This window comes from Saccharothrix texasensis, from assembly GCF_003752005.1.
Taxonomy (GTDB): domain Bacteria; phylum Actinomycetota; class Actinomycetes; order Mycobacteriales; family Pseudonocardiaceae; genus Actinosynnema; species Actinosynnema texasense.
In genome coordinates, this window is sequence record NZ_RJKM01000001.1 from 4,261,509 (window position 1) to 4,282,113 (window position 20,605).

A 20,605-nucleotide genomic window follows, 5' to 3' on the forward strand; every position below is an offset into this window, starting at 1 on the left:
GTCTCCCTCACAGGACCGGCAACAGGTTGCGCAGCTCGTACGGCGTCACGCTGCGGCGGTAGCCGTCCCACTCCGCCCGCTTGTTGCGCAGGAAGAAGTCGTAGACGTGCTCGCCCAGCGCTTCGGGGAGCAGTTCGGAGTTCTCCATCTCGGTCAGCGCCTCGCCGAGGTTCTGCGGCAGGTTGTCGTACCCGGCGGCACGCCGTTCGCGGTCGGTCAGCGACCACACGTCGTCCTCGGCGGGCGGCGGCAGCTCGTAGCCCTTCTCGATGCCCTTGAGCCCGGCCGCCAGGATCACCGCGTACGCCAGGTACGGGTTGCAGGCGGAGTCGAGCGAGCGGATCTCGACGCGGCGCGACGACGACTTGCCCGGCGAGTACATCGGCACGCGCACCAGGGCGGACCGGTTCGCGTGGCCCCAGCACACCGCCGTCGGGGCCTCGCCGCCCACGATCAGCCGCTTGTAGGAGTTCACCCACTGGTTGGTCACACCGGAGATCTCCCGGGCGTGCTTCAACAGGCCGGCGACGAACATCTTGCCGGTGTCGGACAGCTGGTACGGGTCCTCGGCGTCGTAGAACGCGTTGCGGTCGCCCTCGAACAGGCTGACGTGCGTGTGCATGCCGCTGCCGGGCTGGTCGGTGAACGGCTTCGGCATGAACGAGGCCCGCACGCCCTGCGTGATCGCGACTTCCTTGATCACGTACCGGAACGTCATCACGTTGTCGGCCATGGTCAGCGCGTCGGCGTAGCGGAGGTCGATCTCCTGCTGGCCGGGCGCGCCCTCGTGGTGGCTGAACTCGACCGAGATGCCCATCGCCTCCAGCGCCTCGATGGCGTGGCGGCGGAAGTGGGTCGCGGTCTCGTGGCTGGTCTGGTCGAAGAAACCGCCGTTGTCCGCCGGGACGGGCTCGCTCCCGTCGTCGGGCAGGCCCTTGAGCAGGAAGAACTCCATCTCCGGGTGCACGTAGCAGGTGAAGCCCGCCTCGCTGGCCTTGGCCAGGGTGCGGCGCAGCACGTGCCGCGGGTCGGCCCACGACGGCGAGCCGTCCGGCATGGCGATGTCGCAGAACATGCGCGCCGAGTAGTGGTTCTTGTCCGGCGTCTGCCAGGGCAGCACCTGGAACGTCGACGGGTCCGGCTTGGCCACCATGTCGGACTCGTACACGCGGGCGAAGCCCTCGATGGCGGAGCCGTCGAAGCCGATGCCCTCGCTGAAGGCGCCCTCGAGCTCCGCTGGAGCGATCGCCACCGACTTGAGGAAGCCCAGGACGTCGGTGAACCAGAGCCGGACGAACCGGATGTCGCGTTCCTCGAGGGTGCGGAGCACGAACTCCTGCTGGCGGTTCATGACCCGAAGCCTAGGTAAGGACGGTCAACCGTGCGTTGCCGACTCGGCGGAACGCGCTGGGCCGTTTGCCCCGCCTTGGTGATTGCGCAGGTCAGGGACTTGCGGTGGTGTTTCGCGGTGTCGGAGGACGGCTGGATCTACGATTCACCCCATGCTCCCTCGTCGCGCCCTGATCGGGTCGCTCGTGCTCGCCCTCGTGGCGGGCTGCACGTCCTCCGGTGGCGCCGGGGCCCAGCCGGACGGGCCGGACCTGCTGGCGAAGGCGTCCGCCGGGATGAAGTCCGTGACCAGCACCCACTTCACCATCAAGGTGGACGGCGAGCTGCCGGGCGTGAGCGTGAAGGACGCCGAGGGCGACCTGAACGCCGAGGGCGAGTCGCAGGGCCGGGCGAAGGTCGAGCAGTTCGGCCAGCTGATCGAGGTCGAGTACGTGCTGGTCGCGACGGACCTGTACTTCAAGGGTCCGACCGGCGGGTTCACCAAGCTGCCCGCGGCGCTGGCGGGCCAGGTGTACGACCCGACCGCGATCCTGGACCCGGACAAGGGCGTGGCCCGCGTGCTGGCCGACGCGCGTGACGCCAAGACCGTGTCGAACGACGACGGGCTCGCGGTCGTCGAGGCGACCGTGCCGCGTGACGTGGTCGCCGGGCTCGTGCCGGGCATCGACGCCGACGTCGCCTCGGAGTTCTCCGTGCGGGACGAGAAGCTGCAGAAGGCGCTGTTCACGTTGCCGAGCGGTGCGAAGGTGACGATCGAGCTGTCCGACTTCAACAAGCCCGTCACCGTCTCGCCGCCCGCGTGAGCCCGGCAGTGGGCGCCGCGGTGGGTGAGGTGGGCACGGCCAGGGCTCGTCGGCTGGCGATCGGGGCCGGCGCGACGGCGGTGCTGCTGGGCGCGCTCGACGCGTACGTGGTCGTCGGCGTGCTCGTGGACATGGTGCGCGACCTGGGCATCCCGGTGAACCACCTGGAGCGCGCGACGCCCGTGGTGACCGGGTACCTGCTCGGGTACGTCGCCGGGATGCCGTTGCTGGGCCAGCTGTCGGACCGGTTCGGGCGGCGGCTGGTGCTGCACCTGTGCCTGATCGGGTTCGCGGTCGGCTCGGCGGTGACGGCGTTGGCGGGCGACCTGCCGCTGCTGGTGGCCGGGCGGGTGGTGCAGGGGCTGGCCGGTGGGGCGTTGCTGCCGGTGACGATGGCGCTGGTCGCGGACCTCTGGGCGGCGGAACGGCGGGCGTCGGCGCTGGGCGTGGTGGGCGCGGCGCAGGAGCTGGGCAGCGTGCTCGGCACGCTGTACGGCGTCGGGTTGGCGTCGCTGTTCAACGCGTGGTCGTTCTTCGAGTCGGTGGAGCCGCAGAGCTGGCGGTGGGTGTTCTGGGTGAACCTGCCGTTGGCGGCGATCGCGATGGCGGTCGTGCAGGCGACCGTGCCGCGGTCGGTCCGGTCGTCGGTGCGGATCGACGTCGTCGGCGGCGGCCTGTTGGCGTTGGCGTTGTCGCTTCTGGTGGTGGGGCTCTACAACCCCGATCCGGCGCGGTCCGTGCTGCCGTCGTGGGGGTGGCCCGCGCTCGGGGCGGCGGCGGTGGTGTTCGTCGGGTTCGTGCTGTGGGAGCGGCGGTCGTCGGTGCGGCTGCTGGACACGGCGGGGGTGGCCGTGCGGCCGTTCCTGGCGTCGCTGGGCGTGTCGTTGGCGACCGGTGCGGCGTTGATGGTGACCTTGGTGGACGTGGAGCTGTTCGCGCAGACCGTGCTGGGGCGTGACTCGGCCGCGGCGGCGGGGATGTTGGCGCGGTTCCTGATCGCGTTGCCGGTGGGTGCGCTGATCGGCGGGTGGCTGGCGGCGCGGACCCCGTCGGGTGACCGGTGGGTGTCGTTCGTCGGGTTGGCGGTGGCCGCGGGCGCGTACGCGCTGATCGCGCAGTGGCCCGCTTCGGTGTCGTCGTTCGTGGTGGGACGGGACCTGGCGGTGGCCGGGTTCGGGTTGGGGCTGGTGATCGCGCCGGTGTCGGCGGCGGTGCTGCGGGTGGTGCCGTCCTCGCAGCACGGTGTGGCGTCGGCCGCGGTGGTGGTGGCGCGGATGACCGGGATGCTGGTCGGCGTGGCCGGGCTGTCGGCGTGGGGCCTGCACCGGTTCCGCGAGCTGACCGCCGACCTGGACACGCCGCTGCCGTTCGGGATGACGCCGGAGGAGTTCGCCGAGAAGGCGGCGGCGTACCGGGAGGCGCTGACGGCGGCGTTGCTGACGGAGTACCACGAGATCTTCTGGATCACCGCGGTGATCTGCGGCGTCGGCGCGATCGTGTCGCTGCTGCTGCCCCGTTCGGCTCGGTGATCTTCTTGATCTTCGGGTGGCCGGGGGCAACGGTGCGGTTGGCTACCATCGTGGGATGGCCTGGAACACCGAGGAGACGCGGCGGCGCCTGAAGGAGGCGGCGGTCGTGGAGTTCGCCGCGCACGGGTTGGCGGGCACTCGGGTGGAGCGGATCGCGGCGCGGGCCGGGGTGAACAAGGAACGGCTGTACAACTACTTCGGCGACAAGGAACAGCTGTTCCACACGGTGCTGTCGGATGAGTTGGCGAAGATCGCGGCGGCCGTGCCGCTGGACGCCGAGGCGTTGCGGGACGTGGGCGAGTACGCGGGGCGGTGCTTCGACTACCACGTGGCGAACCCGCACCTGGTGCGGTTGTTGCAGTGGGAGGCGTTGGCCTACGGGGACGGCGCCGTGCCCGACGAGGAGGGGCGGGCGGCGCACTACCGGCGGAAGGTCGACGCTTTCCGGTCGGCCCAGGCGGCCGGGGTGATGGTCGCGTCGCCGGAAGCCGCCGACCTGGTGCTGCTGGTCATGTCGCTGTCGACCTGGTGGCTGGCCGTGCCCCAGGTGGCCCGGATGGTGACCGGACCGGCCGACCCCGCACGCCGCCGTGCCGCGGTCGTGGAGGCGGCGCGGCGGATGGCATCTGCGCAGGTCACGGCTACGCGGTAAGCTGGTGTTGATCGAGGGCGGCAGCAACACGTTCGGGTGAACCTGGCCCGAAAATGTACGGAAACACTGTTACCGCACCTCGGTTGAAAACCAGCGGACCCGCCGAAACCACCCCCGACCGTCCACACGACCACCCGCACCACCCGTCCACCCACCGCCCAGACCTCACCCCCTCCCCCGGACCACGCCGCCCGCGCACCGAGCGGAAGCGGCGAGCGGAAGCGGCGAGCGCGAGTCAGGCAATGGCCGCGTGGATCAGACGGTGGCGGGCGCGGGAGTCGGCTGGGGGCCCAGCGCGAGGGTGGCCGCCGCGAGGATGAGCAGGCCGGCGAGGGTCAGGCAGACGGCGGCGAAGCCCGCCGGGGCCAGGGCGGTGACGAGGACCGGGCTGATGCCGCCGCCCAGGCCGACCAGGAAGCCGTAGCCCGCCAGGCCCGCGCCGCGTGCTTCGCCGGAGGCGCGGCCGACCAGGGTGACCAGCGCCGGGATGGTGACGGCCAGGCCCGCGACGAAGATCGCGCTGCCGACGAGCAGCACGGGGAGCGTGGTGGAGCCCGCTTCCAGGGCCAGGCCGGCGGCGGCGATGAGGAAGGCGGCGGGTGCGACGCGGTGGGCGCCGAAGCGGGTGATCAGCGGGCCGGCGAAGAGGCCCAGGGCGATGCCCGGCAGGCCTGGGAGGCGGAGCAGGAGCAGGTCGACGGCGCTGTGGATGCCGTAGCGCTCGCCGACGGTGGTGGTCAGGGCCGTGTACATGCCCACGAAGGTCAGCAGCAGGGTGATGCCACCCGTGTAGGCGACCAGGAGTGACGGGCGGCGCAGAAGGTGACCCAGGCGGGTGAACGTGGTCGCCAGGGCGGTGGGGGTGGGGCGGGGGACGGCGGGCAGGCGGGTGAGGGTGAGGGCGACGGCCAGCAGCAGGGGGGCCAGGAGCCAGAAGACCCAGCGCCAGCCGAGGGCTTCGTCCACGCCCAGGGCGTAGGCCTGGCCGATCACGCCCGCCAGCAGGAACGAGCCGGAGACGGCGGTGACGCCCACGGCGCGGCGGGCCGGCGGGAGGGCCTCGGTGGCGTAGGCGAGTGACACGGACGGGATCGCGGCGGCCAGGAAGCCTTGCACGGCACGGGCCGCGAGCAGTGGGGCGAACGCGGTGGAGGTGCCCGCGATCGCGCTGACCACGGCACCCAGGGCGAGGCCGACCGCCATCACGTGACGGCGGTCGTAGCGGTCGGAGATGGTGCCGAAGAGCAGGTTGCCCAGGGCGAACGCGAAGCCGAAACCACCGCCCACCCACGCCGCGGTGGAGAGGGGGATGCCGTAGCGCTCGGCCACGCCCGGCAGCAGCGGGACCGTCAGGTAGAGCTGGCCCACCGCCAGGATCACGGCCGCCACCAGGACCGCCACCACGAAGGGCGCCCGGGTCACGGACCAGCGGTGGGGACGGGGACGGTCGAGCTGGTGACCGTGGTGCATGGGGTGAGGGTGGGGGTTGGGGAGCGAAGGGGGCAACGCGAGCTCCGGGGGTCTGCGCGGAACGGGTGAAGGGAAGGGGAGGAGGAGGTCGGAAGAAGTCCAACTGTGACGTTGGAATTAGCGTAGGCCGAGGAGGGGATGAACTCCAACGGTGGGGATGGAATGTGCGGTGCGTCACCGACTGACGGTCTGGGTCACTCGATAGGTCGGAGTCCGCCGGTGGCGACTGCGGGTGGGGTGTGGGGGACGGACCATGGCCGCATGACGTATCCCGATGCGAACACCGCTGGTCAGGATCGGCGCGCTGAGACTCCGGCCGGGCACGGGCGGGCGTTGTGGATCACCTTTGGGGTGATCACCCTGTTGATCGGGCTGGCCGTCCTGCTCTGGCCGGGGCTGACACTGCTGACCGCGGCGGTGCTGTTCGGCGCGCAGATGCTCATCACCGGCGTCTTCTGGCTCGCCGCCTCGTTCACCGCGGACGCGATGGGACGACAGCGGTGGCTGCTGGCGGTCGCCGGGTTGTTGGCGCTGGTCGCGGGCATCCTGTGCCTGCGCGCGCCGTTCCAGACCATCGCGGTGCTGGCGCTGCTGCTCGGCGCGACCTGGGTGGTCGGCGGGGTGGCCGAGGTCTTCCACGGGTTCGGCAAGAGCGGGTGGGCGGTGTTCTCCGGGGTCGTGACCGCGATCGGCGGGGTCGTGGTGCTCGTGTGGCCGGTGGCGAGCCTGCTCGCGTTGGCGTGGCTGCTCGCCGTGGTGCTGATCGTCTTCGGCGCGATGGCCATCGCGGGCGCCATCAGCGTCGACCGCAAGCCGAAGACCGCGAAGTCCGCCGCGCCCACCGGGACGGCCGCCACCGCCTGACCGGCGCTACTGCCGGACGGCCCGGCGCAGGTAGACCGAGTCGAAGCTCTCCCCGACCATCCGCACATCGCTCACCTGCACGAACCCCGGTCGGTCGCGGTCCGTGCGGATGCAGAGGACGCGCACCTCGTCACGGAACTCGGCGAGCGGCGCGGAGGTGCGCCGGTCACCTTCCGGGAGGGCGGCGCACACGCCGTAGACCGGCTCCGGTGCGCCCCGTTCCAGCAGGGCGAACCGGGAGCCGTGCTCCGAGTCCGGCGACGTGGGGCCGACCGTCAGGTCCTGCCCGGTCGTCAGGCCGTCCTCGAAGTCGATCGAGCAGGACTCCCGGTCGCCGCCCGAGCTGCACAGCTCGCGGGTGGCCGGCGCGCTGGTCACGGCGGCGGGCGTGGTGGTCACCGGCGTCGAGGTCGCGACGGCCGCACTGCCGGGAGCGGAGGTGGCCGCTCCGCTCAGGGTGGTGGTCGTCGTCGCGGTGCGGCTGGTGGTCGAAGCGGCGGCGTCGGCGGGTGGTGAGGGCGCCGGCCGCCACCACGAGCGGGCTCCCGCCCGCGACCACCAGCGCCGAGACGCGCGGACGTGTCCTCGGACGACTCCGTCACCACCGAAGCTCCCCCTCCCCTGCCCGCTGTGAGGACAGGGAGGGGAGCTTCGGTGGTCAGTGCTCGCGGTGGGAGGGTGCTACGTGATCAGCCCTCACGCCAGCCGCTGGTGATGGGCAGCCGGCGGTCGCGGCCGAAGGCCTTGAACGTGATCTTGGTGCCCGGCGGGTACTGGCGGCGCTTGTACTCCGCCTTGTCGACCATGCGCAGCACCTTGTCGACCAGTTCGTGCGTGAACCCCATCGCGATGAGGTCGCGGTAGCCCTTGTCGCCCTCGACGTAGTCGTCCAGGACCGAGTCGAGCAGCTCGTAGTCCGGCAGCGAGTCGGTGTCGACCTGGCCGGGGCGCAGCTCCGCCGACGGCGGCTTGGTGATCGAGTTCTCCGGGATCGGCGGCAGCTCCCCCAGTTTCTCGGCCTCGGCGTTGCGCCACCGCGCCAGGTCCCACACCAGCGTCTTCAGCACGTCCTTGATCGGCGCGAACCCGCCGACCGCGTCGCCGTAGATGGTCGAGTAGCCGACGGCCAGCTCGGTCTTGTTGCCGGTGGCCAGCACCAGGTGGCCGTGCTGGTTCGACAGCCCCATCAGCGTGACGCCGCGGCACCGGGCCTGGACGTTCTCCTCCGCCAGGCCGGTCAGCCCGAGTTGGTCCACGAAGACGCGGACCATGTCCGCGATCGGCTGCTCCGAGTAGTGGCAGCCGGTGCGCTGGGCCAGGTCGTAGGCGTCGGACTTCGAGTGGTCCGACGAGTACACCGACGGCATGGACACGCCGTACACGTGGTCCGCGCCGAGGGCGTCCACCGACAACGAGGCCACCACCGCCGAGTCGATGCCGCCCGACAGCCCCAGGACGACCGAGCGGAAGCCGTTCTTGTGGACGTAGTCGCGCAGGCCGGTGACCAGCGCGTGCCACACCTCCGCCTCGTCGGACAGCGGTTCGGCGGACTGCGGCACGGGCAGCGGGTCGTAGGCGGGCAGCGGGTCGTGGGTCAGGGAGCGGCGGTTGACGGTGAACCCGCCGTACGAGCCTTCCGCGCGGGGCGCGCCGCCGGGCAGGTCGAGGTCGAGCACGACCAGGTGCTCCACGAACTGGGGTGCGCGGGTGATCAGCGAGCCGTCCGCGGCGACCACCATCGTGTCGCCGTCGAAGACCAGCTCGTCCTGGCCGCCGATCAGGTTCACGTACGCCAGCGGCGCGCCCGCCTCGACCGCGCGCCGCGCCACCAGCGGCAGCCGGGCGTCGTCCTTCTTCCGCTCGTACGGCGACGCGTTCGGCGAGACCACCAGGTCCACGCCCGCCTCGCCGAGCGCGGCGATCGGCCCGCCGTCCTGCCACAGGTCCTCGCAGATCACCATGCCGACTTCGAGGCCGTGCACGCGCACGACGTCCAGCGCGTCGCCGGGCGTGAAGTACCGGCGTTCGTCGAACACGCCGTAGTTGGGCAGGTGGTGCTTGTGCTGCCGGGCCGCCACCCCGCCCCGGTGCAGCACGGCGGCGGCGTTGCGCATGCCGTGCTCGTCGCGGTCGAGGTAGCCGACGAACACCGCCAGCTCGCCGCACCCCTCGTCGGCCAGCCTGGACGCGAGCGCGGTCAACGCCTCCTTGGACGCCTCCGCGAACGACACGCGCAGCGCGAGGTCCTCGACCGGGTACCCGGTCAGCGCCATCTCGGGGAAGACCGCGAGGTGGGCGCCCGCCTCCACGGCCTTGCGGGACCACTCGACGACGAGTTCGGTGTTGGCCGCCAGGTCGCCGACACAGGCGTTGACCTGGGCGAGGGCGAGTCGGAGCTGTGGCATGGTGGCATTCTCGCTCACGCGGAGCGGCCAAGGCGCGCGTTGTGGCCGACGCGTCACACCTACGATCGAAGATGTGCGCCGTCCGATGATGCTGTTCCTCGCCCTCCCGCTCCTGGCCTCGTGCACGAGCGTGCTGCCCGGGTCGCCCAACGCCGGGACCGCGTTGGAGCGGAGAGGGCCGGCCGGGGTGGTGCCCGCCGGGCTGGAGCGGTTCTACGGCCAGCAGCTCGGCTGGGAGGACTGCGGGCCGTACGCGACGACCGGGACGACGACGTCGCAGTTCAAGAACAAGAAGTCGATCGAGTGCGCCCGCCTGGAGGTGCCCCTCGACTACACCGCGCCCGAGGGCCGCACGATCAGGATCGGTCTGCTGCGGCAGCCCGCGACCGGCGACCGGATCGGTTCGCTCGTCATCAACCCGGGTGGTCCGGGCGCGTCCGGCATGGCCGCGGCGGCGGGCATGGGCTCGCAGGTGAAGTCCACGCCGGTCGGTGAGCGGTTCGACCTGATCGGGTTCGACCCGCGGGGCATCGGCGCGAGCGAGCCGCAGGTCAAGTGCCTGACCGACGCCGAGCGGGACGCCGACCGGCTCGACAGCGACATCGACACGTCGCCGGCGGGCCTGGCGCAGACCGAGGCGGAGAACAAGGCGTACGCGGACAAGTGCGCCGCGGCGACGGGCGTCGACGTGCTGGCCAACGTCGGCACGCGGGACGTCGTGCGCGACCTGGACGTCATGCGGTCCGCGCTCGGCGACGAGAAGCTGACCTACCTGGGCTACTCGTACGGCACGCACATCGGCGCGGCTTACGCGCAGGCGTTCCCGGGCAACGTGCGGGCGCTCGTGCTCGACGGGGCGGTCGACCCGACGCAGAACCAGGTCGAGTCGCTGATCGCGCAGGGCGCCGGGTTCCAGAAGGCGTTCGACGCGTTCGCGGCGTGGTGCGCGAAGCGGCCGGACTGCGCCCTGGGGACGGACCCGGCGAAGGCGAACCAGGCGTTCCGGGAGCTGACGTTGCCGCTGGTGCAGCGGCCCGTGGCGGTGGGCGACCGGAAGCTGTCGTACAACGACGCGATCACCGGGGCGATCCAGGCGATGTACTCGGAGGAGCTGTGGGCGCCGCTGAACTCCGGGTTGACGGAGCTGAAGAACAACCGCGGTGACGTGCTGATGTTGTTGGCGGACAACTACTTCGACCGGGACCCGCAGGGCCGGTACTCCACGATCACGGACGCGTTCGTGGCGGTGAAGTGCGTGGACGAGCCGCGCGTGACGGACAAGAACGTGCTGAACGACGTGGCGCGGCGCTACAAGGAGGCCGCGCCGTTCCTGGACGACGGCCAGCCGCCGGGCGCGGCGCTGGACGCCTGCGCGTTCTGGCCCGTGCCGCCGACCGTGCAGGAGCACAAGCCGGTGTCCGGGCTGCCGCCCGTGCTGGTGATCTCGACGACGGGTGACCCGGCGACGCCGTACGAGGCGGGGGTCAGCCTGGCGAAGGAGCTGGGCGGCGGGCTGCTGACGTTCGAGGGGAACCAGCACACCGTCTACTTCCACGGCAACGAGTGCGTCGACGAGGCCGGGCACGCTTACCTGGTCGAGCTGAAGCTGCCGCCGGAGGGCACGCGCTGCTCTTAGCCCCGGGTCGCGACCGGGCTCAGGGTGCGGCCGGCGCAGCGGTGACGACCTCGGTGTCCGGGTCGTGGTCGAGCACGGTCGTGCCCGCCACGACCACCGTCGCCTTCCGCCACGGCTGCTCGCGGAGCAGCAGCGGCACTTCCTCGGCCAGCCAGTCGGCGAGGAGCCGCCGCCGAGCGGCGGAGTCGCCGTCGCGCGCCGTCATCCGGCGCTCCTGCTCGTCCAGGTCGCCCTGCACCCAGATCGAGGCGTCGATCCACGGGGCGAGCTCTTGGCGGAGCGTCCCGGTGCCCTCGACCCAGACGACACCCGCCCCGGCGGCGACGCGGATCGCGCCGGGTCTGCCGCGCTCGGCCCAGGCCGGCGGTCGGAACTCCACCGCCCCGCCCCGGTGCAGGGGCCGCAGGACGTTCTCGACGATGAGGTCCACCCAGTCGAAGAACGCGTGGTGCCAGGCGATGTCGTCGGTGTGCACGACCCCGGAGCCGGGCACGGTCTTCCGCAGCCGTTCGACGAGCGTCGACTTCCCGGCACCGCCGCGTCCGTCGATCGCGACGACGACGGGGCGTCCGGTGATGCCGCCGGCCGCTTCGCGCAGTCGCCTCACGACGTCGGGCAGCGTCTCGACGCGCCACCCCGTCGCCTGGGTCTCACCTGGGTTCAGTCGCACGCGGAGCCTCCTCGGTCGATCGATCAGCGGTGGGCGAGGCCGTCCACCCGCAGGGTCGCGGAGTCGTCCCGGTGGGCGCCGGTGCCGCCGACGTGCTTGGCGCTGATCGCGGTGCCGTTCTTGAGCACGTGGTAGAGCGCCATGCCGTGACCGCGGCCCAGGTCGTAGTCGTCCTTCAGCCACTGGAGGACGACGCCCGCCTTCGTGGTGGCGTCGTACCCGCGAGCGCCCGCCTCGGCGAGGAGCTCGGCCGGGGTCTTGCCGGTCTTGCGCTCGATGGTGTCGAGGTACGCCTGGAAGGACATGGCCGGCTCCTTGGTCGTCGGTGTGACCCCAGCTTATGACAACTTTTCCTGTCTTGACAAGATTTATTGTCTAATCAGATCCACAGCAGCTCAGAGCCCTTGAACAGGTGCAGGCAGCTCTCCGGGCCTTGCAGGCTCATGCGCAGGCCGCCGTCCTCGGACACGACCTGAGCGCCCTCCTCGAACGCCAACCCCCACGCCGCCACGTGCAGCTCCGGAACCCGCTCCACCACGGCGAACAGGCGCGGAGCCTCCTCCGCCACCCACTCACGCTCATCACCAGTCATAAACCGAACGGTAAACCCGAGTGGTCGGGTTGACTAGACGCCTGATCAGGTGACCCAGTGGCGCGAGGCAGGTGCGGCAGACTGTCGGCGATCAAGCACGAGGAGACCCATGACCAGCAGCGACCGCAGCCCGGTCGACTACCGCGTCGGCCTCGCCCACCGCCTGCGCGAGCTGATGCGCCGCAGAGGTGTGACCAAGGCCGACATCAAGACCACGCTGGGCTGCTCGGAGTCGAAGGTCGGCAAGATCCTGCGCGGCGACCACTCGATCGCGCCACTGGAACTGGTGGCCCTGCTCGACCTCCTCGGGGTGGCGGAGGAAGAGCGCGCCGACCTGGTTCACCTCGGGGAGGAGGCGCGCAAGCGCCGTCCCAAGACACCGTGGGGCGCGGCGATCCCGGACCGGCTCCGGAAGTACTTCAACACCGAGGAAACCGCGCGGCGCATCGAGGCGTACCGGCCGGATCTGCTGCACGGGTTGGCGCAGACCGAGGCATACGCGCGAGCGGTGATCGAGACCAACCCGGCGCTGCGGCCCCACGAGGTCGACAGCCTGGTGCAGGCGCGGTTGGCCAGGCAGCGACGGTTGACCGCGCCCCATCCACCCGAGTACGCGCTGGTGATCAGGCAGTCGGTGCTGCGAGCGCCGGTGGGATCGCCGGAGACCCGGTTCGAGCAGCTGCGGCACCTGAGGAGGCTGGCCGAGCTGCCTCACGTGACGCTAAGGATCATCCCGGACAGCGTCGGCCTGACCAGCGCGCTGTACTTCCCGTTCGAGATCCTCACGCCACCCGGCGACCTGCGGAAGACCGTGTACGTGGAAACGTTGACGGACGGCCTGTTCGTCGACGAGGAAAGTCGGATCTCCCACTACGAGGCAGTTTTCCGGGAACTCGTGACGGTCTCGGCCACCGATCTGCTTGATAGCGTCGAGGTATGACTTGGCGGAAGAGCAGCTACAGCGGGAACAGCGGCGGGAGCTGCGTCGAGGTGCGGGCCGGGCTGGACGCGGTGCGGGACTCGAAGAACGTCGACGGGCCCGTGCTGGAGGTCAGGCCTGCTGCTCTGAGGGCGTTCCTGAGGGCACTGCGGACCAGCTCGCCAGCAGCTTGAGGCGGTCCTCGGTCGGCGAACCCGCGCGAGCGGTGTAGAGGGCGAGGACCACGTCCGGGTCGCCGGTCGGGCGCAGGGTCTCGTAGTCGAGGTCCAGGTCCCCGACCACGGGGTGGCGCATGAGCTTCGTGCCGTGGGTCTTCTCCAGCACCTTGTGCTGCGCCCACAGCTTGCGGAACGTCTCGTCCTTGACCGACAGCTCGCCCACCAGCGCCGCCAACCTGGCGTCGTCCGGGTAGCGGCCCGCGTCCAGCCTGAGGAACGCCACCATGTCGGCGGCGACGGTGGGCCAGTCGCGGTAGAAGGTGCGGGACTCCGGGCGCAGGAACGTGTGCCGGGCGGAGTTGCGGTCCTCCGGCGGCAGGTCGCCGAAGCCGTAGAGGGCGTCGGCCAGCGGGTTCCAGGCCAGGATGTCCGCCCGGCGGCCCATCACGAACGCGGGCACGTCGTCGGCCATCTCCAGCAGCCGCCGCAGGCCCGGCCGGACGCGTTGGGGCGCGGGCCGCCTGGCCGGCGTCGGGCGGACGAGGTTGCGCAGGTGGGCGCGTTCGGTGTCGTCCAGCCTCAGCACGCGGGCGACGGCGTCCAGCACCGAGTCGGACACGGCGGGCGTGCGGCCCTGTTCGAGGCGCATGTAGTAGTCCACGCTCACGCCGGCCAGCATCGCCAACTCCTCGCGGCGCAGGCCGGGCACGCGGCGCCGGCCGCCACCGGGCAGGCCGACGTCGTCCGGGCGGACGCGAGCCCGGCGGCTGCGGAGGAACTCGCCCAGGTCGTGGTTCACCCACCCAGTATGGCCGCCCGGCCCGCGCCGAGCCTGGGTACTGCCAGTCCCAGGGAACACCGCTCCCCAGGTTGACCGGCACCTCCGGTAACCGCCGCGACCAGGTCCAGTGTTCTTGCCATGACCTACGACCTGAACAACCGCACCGCCGTCGTCACCGGGGCCGCGAGCGGCATCGGTGCCGAGATCGCGCTCGTCCTGGCCCGGTCCGGGGCGAAGGTCGCGCTGCTGGCCCGCCGCGCGGACCGGCTCACCGACCTGGCCGACAAGATCGCCGCCGAGGGCGGGCGGGCGCTCGCCGTCGCCGCCGACGTCACCGGTGACCTCACCGAGGCCGTCGAGGCGGTCCACACCGCCTTCGGGCGGGTCGACCTGGTGGTGAACAACGCGGGCGTGATGCTCGGCAACCCCCTGTCCGAGGGCCGGGACGACGAGTGGCACCGGATGATCGACACGAACCTCAAGGGCCTGCTGAACGTGACCAAGGCGTTCACCGCGGACCTGGTGGAGGCGGGTGCGGTCGGCACCGCGGACCTGGTGAACATCTCGTCGATCGCCGCGCACCTGACGTTCCCCAACTACGCCGTCTACACCGCGACCAAGGCGGCCGTCACGCACCTGTCGGCGAACCTGCGCACCGAGCTGGGCCCGAAGGGCGTGCGGGTGACGAACATCGAACCCGGCCTGGTGCACAGCGAGCTGGCGGGCCACATCGACAACCCGGACGTGGCCGCGCACCTGGCGCAGTGGCGGGAGGAAGTGCCGCCGCTGGACCCGTCCGACCTCGGCGACGTGGTCGGGTTCGCCACCAGCCGGCCCAGGAACGTGAACCTGCGGCAGCTCGTGGTGCTGCCGACCGTGCAGGTCTGAGGGGCCGGGCCGCCCGTCGACGGGGGTCGGCGGGCGGCTCAGCCCGACCGGCGGCTGCGGTAGGCGCGCTGCTGGCAGCCCCGCGAGCAGTACGCGCGGGGCCGGCCGGACGCCGGTTGCACCACCGGCCCACCACACACCCGACAAGTATCATCACGCTTTTCATCACGCTGGCGGATCAGCAGTTCGATACCGTCCAGCAGCCGGGCCAGCCCGAAGCCGAACGGGTCCGGCTGGTCGAAGCCGCCGGCCTCCCACAGCGACGTCAGCGTCGGGTAGCGGTCGAACCGGGCGAACAACGCGTCCCGCGCGCCCCACCACTGCTCGTCGCTCACCCCGGTGCCGCGCTCCGCCCGCGCGGCCTCGACCAGGGCGGACGCCTCGGCGTCGACGAACCGGGCGACCAGGCCGACCGCCGCGACCACCTCGGCCGGGGCGAGGCCGGTGCCGGCGACGATGCCCAACGCGTGCTCGTAGTGGGCCAGCGCGTTGGGCCCCGGCACGTGCCGACCAGGCACCTCGGCCAGCCAGGGGTGCCGTTTCCGCAGCTCCCAGGCGTGCCGGACGAATGCTTCCAACGCCGTCCGCCAGCCGCCGCCCGCCGACGGCAGCGGGTCGCCGAGCACGGCGTCGCACATCAGGTCGACCAGGTGGTCCCGGCCGGGCACGTGGCGGTAGAGGGCCATGGTGGTGAAGCCGAGCCGCTCGGCGACCTTGCGCATCGACAGGCCCGCCAGACCCTCGGCGTCGGCCACCTCGACCGCGGCGCCCACGACCGCCTGGAGGCTGAGCCCCGGCCGGCCGTCCCACAGCAACTCCACCGAACGGTCGGGATCGCCCGCTGTCCCCATCACGCCTCCATGATATACCTACTGTGGTTTATGCCATAAACACCTTGGGGGCTGTTCATGACCGATTTCCACGTCTCCCCGAGCGGGGACGATGCCACGCCGGGCACCGCCGAGCGGCCGTTCGCCACGCTGGCCCGCGCCCGGCAGGCCGCCCGTGAGGTGGACGGTGACGTCACCGTGCACCTCAGGGCGGGCACGCACGTGCTCACCGAGCCGCTCGACCTGACCGAGGAGGACTCACGGGTCGTCTACCAGGCCTTCGGCTACGGCACCGCCGCGCAGGAGGAAGCCGTCGTCAGCGGCGGGCGGGAGGTCGCCGGCCGGCGGGGACCGGACGGGGTGTGGCGGGCCGAGGTCGGCGACCTGGTCACGCGGCACCTCGTGGTGGACGGGCGGCGGGTCGAGCGCGCCGGCGTGGACGGGCTGCCCGGCACGGTCCGCCGCACCGCGACCGGCTACGCCACGGACGCGCCGCTGGACTGGCGCTCCCCGGCGGGCGTCGAGTTCGTGCACCGGGGCGTCTACCCGTGGACGGAGGCGCGCACGGCGGTCGCGTCCGTCCACGACGGCGAGATCACCATGGCGCAGCCCGCGTTCGGCTGGGCCGTGGACGTCTACAACTCGGAGTGGTTCGGCCAGGTGATGTCCGGTCCCCCGGCGCCGACCCGGGTGGAGAACGACCCGGCGTTCCTGACCGAGGGCACGTTCGCGCTGGACCGCTCGCGGCCGGGCGGGCACGTCGTGCACTACCTGCCCCGCCCGGGAGAGGAGCCGCGCGTGGTCGTGCCCGCGTTGGAGGTGCTGGTGCGCGCCACCGGTGTGCGGGACGTGGCGTTCCGGGGCGTGGTGTTCGCCGACACCACGTGGCTGCGACCGGGTGGCGACCGGGGTTTCCTGCACTACCACTCGAACGGCTACTACGACGGCGGCCGGATCGGGAGGGTGGAGCCGGCCGAGGGCGCGTGGCTGACCGTGCCCGAGGAGCAGGAGCAGATCCCCGCCGGCGTGCAGGTGGACGGCTCGACCGGGGTGCGGTTCGAGGGCTGCCGGTTCACCAGGCTGGGCGCCGCGGGGCTGGGCGCGACCGGCGGCGCGGACCTCGTGGTGCGCGGCTGCGACTTCGACACCCTCGCCGCGTCCGCCATCTCGGTCACCGGCACGAACGGGGCGGTGATCGAGGACAACCTCGTCGCGGACGTCGGACTGGACCACTCCGGCTCGGCCGGCATCACGTTCCACGACACCGCGGACTGCGCGGTGGCGCACAACCACGTGCGCGACGTGCCGCACAACGGCATCGTGGCCCACCCGTCGCGCGGCGGCACCCGCATCACGCGCAACCTCGTCACCGGGACGATGGGCGTGCTGGCCGACGGCGGCGGGATCTACCTGTCCGGCGCGCAGGGCACCTCCGAGCACGGGGCCGTGATCAGCGGCAACGTCATCGAGGACACGCGCACGCCGTACAACTTCGGCCTCTACACCGACTACGGGGCCACGTGGGTGACGGTCGAGGGGAACGTGGTGGCCCGCGCGGACAACACGGCCGTGCTGCACGTCCACCCGCCGTTGGAGCACGTCGTCTACCGGGGCAACTTCTGGGACGCCGACCCGGTGGGCAGCGACGCCGTGCCGGACGGCGTCACCTACGAGGGCAACACCACGATCGCCGACCCGGCCGGGCTCGACACCGCCACGGCGGGCATCCGGGCGGCAGCGGGGCTGCTCACGAGACGGGCCTGACGAACGGGAACAGCACGGTCTGCCGGATCGACGTGCCGGTGAGCATCATCAGCACCCGGTCCACGCCCACCCCGAGCCCGCCGGTGGGCGGCATGCCGTGCTCCAAGGCGTCGAGGAAGTCCTCGTCCAGCTCCATCGCCTCGACGTCGCCGCTGGCCGCCTTCAGCGACTGCGCCTGCAACCGGCGGCGCTGCTCCAGCGGGTCCGTCAGCTCCGAGTAGGCCGTGCCGATCTCCGCCCCGAACGCCACCAGGTCCCAGCGCTCGGCCAGGCGGGGATCGGCGCGGTGCGGCCGGGTCAGGGGCGAGACCGACGTCGGGAAGTCGGTGTAGAAGGTGGGTTCGACGGTGGTCGGCTCCACCAGCTCGTCGTACGCCTCCTGCACCAGCGCGCCGTGGTCGGCGTCGTCGGCCGGCTCGATGCCGTGGCCCGCGAGCAGGGCGCGCAGCTCCGGCAGCGGGGTGTCCGGCGTGACGGTGACGCCCAGCGCGGCGGAGACGGCGGCGTGGACGGGAATGATCGGCCACTCCCCGGAGATGTCCACCTCCAGCCCGTCGCGCACGGCGACGGGACGGCCGTGCGCGGCCACCGCGGCGTGCTGCACGAGCTCCCGCACGAGGTGCAGCATCGTCGTGTAGTCGGCGTAGGACTGGTAGGCCTCCAGCATGGTGAACTCGGGGTTGTGCGAGGCGTCCGCGCCCTCGTTGCGGAAGTTGCGGTTCAGCTCGAACACCCGGTCCACGCCCGCCACGCACAGCCGCTTCAGGTACAGCTCGGGCGCGATGCGCAGGTACATGCGCATGTCGTAGGCGTTGATGTGGGTGACGAACGGCCGGGCGTTCGCGCCGCCGTGCACGGCCTGCAGCATCGGCGTCTCGACTTCGAGGTAGTCGCGGTCGTGCAGGAAGTCGCGGATGCCGCGCACCACGGCGCTGCGCAGCCGCAGCATCCGCGCCGAGTCGGGGTTCACCGCCAGGTCCAGGTACCGCCTGCGGACCCGCGCCTCCGGGTCGGCCAGGCCCTTGCGCCTGTCCGGCAACGGGTGCAGGCACTTCGCGGTCACGGTCCACTCGTCGGCGAGCACGGACAGCTCGCCCCGCTTGGACCGGATCACCTCGCCGCGCACGCCCACGTGGTCGCCGAGGTCGACGCCCGCCTTCCACGCCGCCAGGTCCACGCGCCCGGCGTCGAGCATGAGCTGGAGCTCGCCGGTGAAGTCGCGGACGCGGGCGAAGCTCAGGCCGCCGAACTCGCGCAGCGCCACCACCCGGCCGGCCACCGAGACGGTGTCGCCCAGCAGTTCCCGGGCCTGCGCCACCGAGTGCTCGCGCGGGTAGTTCACCGGGTAGGGGTCGATGCCGTCGGCGCGCAGCCGGTCGAGCTTGGCGATGCGCACCCGGACCTGCTCCGGGCGGCGCGGCTGCCGCGGCTCGACCTTGGTCGCGTCGATCTCGGCCACGGCGGCGGCGAAGCCCGTGCCGACGGTCTCGTAGCGCAGCGCGCGCGAGGACCCGCGCTTGACCAGCGACCTCAGGCTCGGCACGAACCCCTCGGCGACGCCCGCCGCGATGCTCACCCGGGGCAGGTGGCGGGCGCGGGTGAAGCACAGGTAGCGCGGCAGCCACTCCGGGCCGTACTTGGCGTTGGACCGGTACAGCGACTCCAGCTGGAAGAACCGAGACGCGAGGCTCAGCACCGCCCGCCACGTCCGCAGCACCGGTCCCGCGCCGATCCGCCCGCCCTCCTCGAACACCGCGCGGAACATGGCGAAGTTCAGCGACACCCGCTCGACGCCGAGCCGGCCGGCGGCGGCCACCAGTTCGGCGACCATGAACTCGTTGAGGCCGTTCTCGGCGGCCCGGTCGCGGCGCATCAGGTCCAGCGACAGCCCGCGCCTGCCCCACGGCACGAACGACAGCAGGCCGCGCAGCTCGCCGTGCGCGTCGTAGGCCTCGACCATCACGCACCGGCCGTCGGTCGGGTCGCCCAGCCTGCCCAGCGCCATGGAGAACCCTCGTTCGGTCTCCGCGCCGCGCCACCGCCGGGCCAGGTCGAGGATCGCGGCCAGCTCGTCGGCCGGGATGTCGGCGTGCCGCCGCACGCGGGCGGTGTGCCCGGCGCGGGCCACCCGGCTCACCGCCTGCCGCACGGCCCGCCGCTCGGGACCGGTCAGGGTGAACTCGCGCACGTCGAGCACGGCCTCGTCGCCGATCTCCAACGCCTTCAGCCCGGCCGCCGCGTAGACGTGCGCGCCGCGTTCGCTCGCGCCGAGCACGCCGGGCAGCCAGCCGTACCGCCGCGCCTCGCCCAGCCACGCCTGCACCGCCTGCGGCCACGCCTCCTCGTCACCGATCGGGTCGCCGCTGGCCAGCGTGGTGCCCGCGAGGACGCGGTAGGTGAGCGCGGCGCGGCCGTTCGGGGCGAACACCGCGCTCTTGTCGCGGCGGGTCGCGAAGTAGCCCAGCGAGTCCGGCTCGCCGTGCGCGGCCAGCAGCCGGCGCACGGCCAGCTCCTCGGTGTCGTCCAACCACCGGCTGGAGCGCTCGCCGCGGAAGAACACGTACAGCGTGGCGATGGCGACGAGCATCCCGCCGAACCCGAGCAGCACGCCCAGCCACGACGGGCCCTCGCCGCCGCGCCGCTGCGGCAGGACCTCGCCGGTGATCTGGTTCGCCGCCCACACCAGCTTGTGCCACGAGCCGTGCAGGTGGCCCGGGAACACCTCGGTCAGACCCCAGCCGAGCAGGCACAACGCCACGATCCCGGTGAGGAACACCACCAGCGCCTGCCGCCACGCGCCCGGCGCGAGCTTGGCCGGGAACGCGTCGCGGACCACCAGCAGGAGCACGATGAGCGCGAGGCCGACGACGACGCCGGCGCTCAGCTCGACCGCCAGGCCCGCCGGGTCCGGCGACTCGTCGGCGCCCAGGAACGGCGACGGGTCGATCCGGTAGAGGACGAGGAAGAGCAGCACCGAAGTCACGTTGAGCGCCTCGAACAGCAGCAACGTCCACAGCGCCGCCCGCTTGCGCCTGCGCAGGGCCGCGCCGAGCACGACCAGCACCAAGGCGATGAACAGGTTCGCCTCGACGGGTAGGCCCAGGAGGTAGGAGACCGCGAAGATGCCTTCGGCGAGGTCGGACTCCTCGTCGAGCACGAACAGCAGGACCGACGCCGCGGCCGCCGCCTGGACGACGGTGGCGACCACCCCCGCCGTCCGCCACTTCCACCTGGCCACCGCCACGACACGCTCCAAGGGGTTCGGGTTGTCCA

20 protein-coding genes are annotated in these 20,605 nt (G+C 72.2%); 10 read left to right on the forward strand and 10 right to left on the reverse strand.

The annotated features are described in order from the left end of the window. Positions 1-7 precede the first annotated feature (7 nt). Entirely contained in the window at positions 8-1,351 is a 1,344-nt protein-coding gene (locus EDD40_RS17940; RefSeq protein WP_123743934.1) for a glutamine synthetase family protein, read from the reverse strand. A gap of 151 nt (positions 1,352-1,502) precedes the next feature. On the opposite strand from EDD40_RS17940, the gene EDD40_RS17945 reads away from it, so the two are divergent. From EDD40_RS17945 to EDD40_RS17955, 3 genes are read left to right on the forward strand one after another with little or no spacing between them, the layout of a single operon-like run. Beyond that, a complete protein-coding gene (locus EDD40_RS17945; RefSeq protein ID WP_123743935.1) occupies positions 1,503-2,153 on the forward strand; it encodes an LppX_LprAFG lipoprotein in 651 nt (216 codons plus the stop codon). Continuing rightward, positions 2,150-3,682, forward strand: a complete 1,533-nt coding sequence (locus EDD40_RS17950; RefSeq protein ID WP_246037719.1) for an MFS transporter — start codon at positions 2,150-2,152, stop codon at positions 3,680-3,682. Before EDD40_RS17945 ends, EDD40_RS17950 begins: the two co-directional genes overlap by 4 nt. Before the next feature lie 55 nt (positions 3,683-3,737). Then, positions 3,738-4,334, forward strand: a complete 597-nt coding sequence (locus tag EDD40_RS17955) for a TetR/AcrR family transcriptional regulator (RefSeq protein ID WP_123743936.1) — start codon at positions 3,738-3,740, stop codon at positions 4,332-4,334. Positions 4,335-4,589: 255 nt separating this feature from the next. Here the strand turns inward: EDD40_RS17955 and EDD40_RS17960 are convergent, their stop codons facing one another. Then, on the reverse strand, positions 4,590-5,756 hold the full coding sequence (locus tag EDD40_RS17960) for an MFS transporter (protein WP_170185124.1): 1,167 nt from the start codon (positions 5,754-5,756) through the stop codon (positions 4,590-4,592). A 399-nt stretch (positions 5,757-6,155) separates the two neighbouring features. Between EDD40_RS17960 and EDD40_RS17965 the strand changes: the two genes are divergently transcribed. Next, a complete protein-coding gene (locus tag EDD40_RS17965; protein WP_170185125.1) occupies positions 6,156-6,668 on the forward strand; it encodes an HdeD family acid-resistance protein in 513 nt (170 codons plus the stop codon). Positions 6,669-6,674: 6 nt separating this feature from the next. Here the strand turns inward: EDD40_RS17965 and EDD40_RS17970 are convergent, their stop codons facing one another. Then, complete coding sequence (locus EDD40_RS17970) at positions 6,675-7,046, reverse strand: hypothetical protein (protein WP_148088833.1); 372 nt, start codon at positions 7,044-7,046, stop codon at positions 6,675-6,677. On the opposite strand from EDD40_RS17970, the gene EDD40_RS41045 reads away from it, so the two are divergent. Beyond that, complete coding sequence (locus tag EDD40_RS41045; protein ID WP_148088834.1) at positions 7,027-7,302, forward strand: hypothetical protein; 276 nt, start codon at positions 7,027-7,029, stop codon at positions 7,300-7,302. The genes EDD40_RS17970 and EDD40_RS41045 overlap by 20 nt on opposite strands. A gap of 55 nt (positions 7,303-7,357) precedes the next feature. Here EDD40_RS41045 and EDD40_RS17975 read toward each other — a convergent pair whose 3' ends face one another. Next, positions 7,358-9,073 carry an NAD+ synthase gene (locus tag EDD40_RS17975; RefSeq protein ID WP_123743940.1) on the reverse strand — a complete coding sequence of 572 codons (1,716 nt, stop codon included), beginning with the start codon at positions 9,071-9,073 and terminating at the stop codon, positions 7,358-7,360. An 88-nt stretch (positions 9,074-9,161) separates the two neighbouring features. Here EDD40_RS17975 and EDD40_RS17980 point away from each other — a divergent pair, with 88 nt between their 5' ends. Then, on the forward strand, positions 9,162-10,709 hold the full coding sequence (locus tag EDD40_RS17980; RefSeq protein WP_123748106.1) for an alpha/beta hydrolase: 1,548 nt from the start codon (positions 9,162-9,164) through the stop codon (positions 10,707-10,709). 19 nt (positions 10,710-10,728) lie between these two features. On the opposite strand, the gene EDD40_RS17985 is transcribed toward EDD40_RS17980, so the two are convergent. The 3 genes from EDD40_RS17985 to EDD40_RS17995 form a co-directional block, all read right to left on the reverse strand. Next, positions 10,729-11,379 (reverse strand): uridine kinase family protein, encoded by a 651-nt coding sequence (locus EDD40_RS17985; RefSeq protein ID WP_211348199.1) that lies wholly within the window; start codon positions 11,377-11,379, stop codon positions 10,729-10,731. A 23-nt stretch (positions 11,380-11,402) separates the two neighbouring features. Continuing rightward, entirely contained in the window at positions 11,403-11,684 is a 282-nt protein-coding gene (locus EDD40_RS17990; protein WP_123743941.1) for a DUF4287 domain-containing protein, read from the reverse strand. Between the two features lie 74 nt (positions 11,685-11,758). Continuing rightward, complete coding sequence (locus EDD40_RS17995; RefSeq protein ID WP_123743942.1) at positions 11,759-11,971, reverse strand: hypothetical protein; 213 nt, start codon at positions 11,969-11,971, stop codon at positions 11,759-11,761. Positions 11,972-12,080: 109 nt separating this feature from the next. Here EDD40_RS17995 and EDD40_RS18000 point away from each other — a divergent pair, with 109 nt between their 5' ends. Both EDD40_RS18000 and EDD40_RS18005 read left to right on the forward strand, forming a co-directional pair. Continuing rightward, entirely contained in the window at positions 12,081-12,911 is an 831-nt protein-coding gene (locus EDD40_RS18000; RefSeq protein ID WP_123743943.1) for a helix-turn-helix domain-containing protein, read from the forward strand. Continuing rightward, positions 12,908-13,084: a DUF397 domain-containing protein gene (locus tag EDD40_RS18005; protein ID WP_123743944.1), complete on the forward strand. Its 177-nt coding sequence runs from the start codon at positions 12,908-12,910 to the stop codon at positions 13,082-13,084. Before EDD40_RS18000 ends, EDD40_RS18005 begins: the two co-directional genes overlap by 4 nt. Here the strand turns inward: EDD40_RS18005 and EDD40_RS18010 are convergent. Next, positions 13,023-13,868, reverse strand: a complete 846-nt coding sequence (locus EDD40_RS18010) for a helix-turn-helix transcriptional regulator (RefSeq protein ID WP_123743945.1) — start codon at positions 13,866-13,868, stop codon at positions 13,023-13,025. The two genes, EDD40_RS18005 and EDD40_RS18010, sit on opposite strands and share 62 nt — an antisense overlap. A gap of 120 nt (positions 13,869-13,988) precedes the next feature. Here EDD40_RS18010 and EDD40_RS18015 point away from each other — a divergent pair, with 120 nt between their 5' ends. Continuing rightward, positions 13,989-14,738, forward strand: a complete 750-nt coding sequence (locus EDD40_RS18015) for an SDR family oxidoreductase (RefSeq protein ID WP_123743946.1) — start codon at positions 13,989-13,991, stop codon at positions 14,736-14,738. 38 nt (positions 14,739-14,776) lie between these two features. Here EDD40_RS18015 and EDD40_RS18020 read toward each other — a convergent pair whose 3' ends face one another. Further along, positions 14,777-15,589: a TetR/AcrR family transcriptional regulator C-terminal domain-containing protein gene (locus EDD40_RS18020; protein WP_123743947.1), complete on the reverse strand. Its 813-nt coding sequence runs from the start codon at positions 15,587-15,589 to the stop codon at positions 14,777-14,779. Positions 15,590-15,646: 57 nt separating this feature from the next. On the opposite strand from EDD40_RS18020, the gene EDD40_RS18025 reads away from it, so the two are divergent. Then, on the forward strand, positions 15,647-17,332 hold the full coding sequence (locus EDD40_RS18025) for a right-handed parallel beta-helix repeat-containing protein (protein WP_123743948.1): 1,686 nt from the start codon (positions 15,647-15,649) through the stop codon (positions 17,330-17,332). On the opposite strand, the gene lysX is transcribed toward EDD40_RS18025, so the two are convergent. After that, positions 17,316-20,576 (reverse strand): bifunctional lysylphosphatidylglycerol synthetase/lysine--tRNA ligase LysX, encoded by a 3,261-nt coding sequence (lysX, locus tag EDD40_RS18030; RefSeq protein ID WP_425471209.1) that lies wholly within the window; start codon positions 20,574-20,576, stop codon positions 17,316-17,318. The genes EDD40_RS18025 and lysX overlap by 17 nt on opposite strands. Positions 20,577-20,605: the final 29 nt, after the last annotated feature.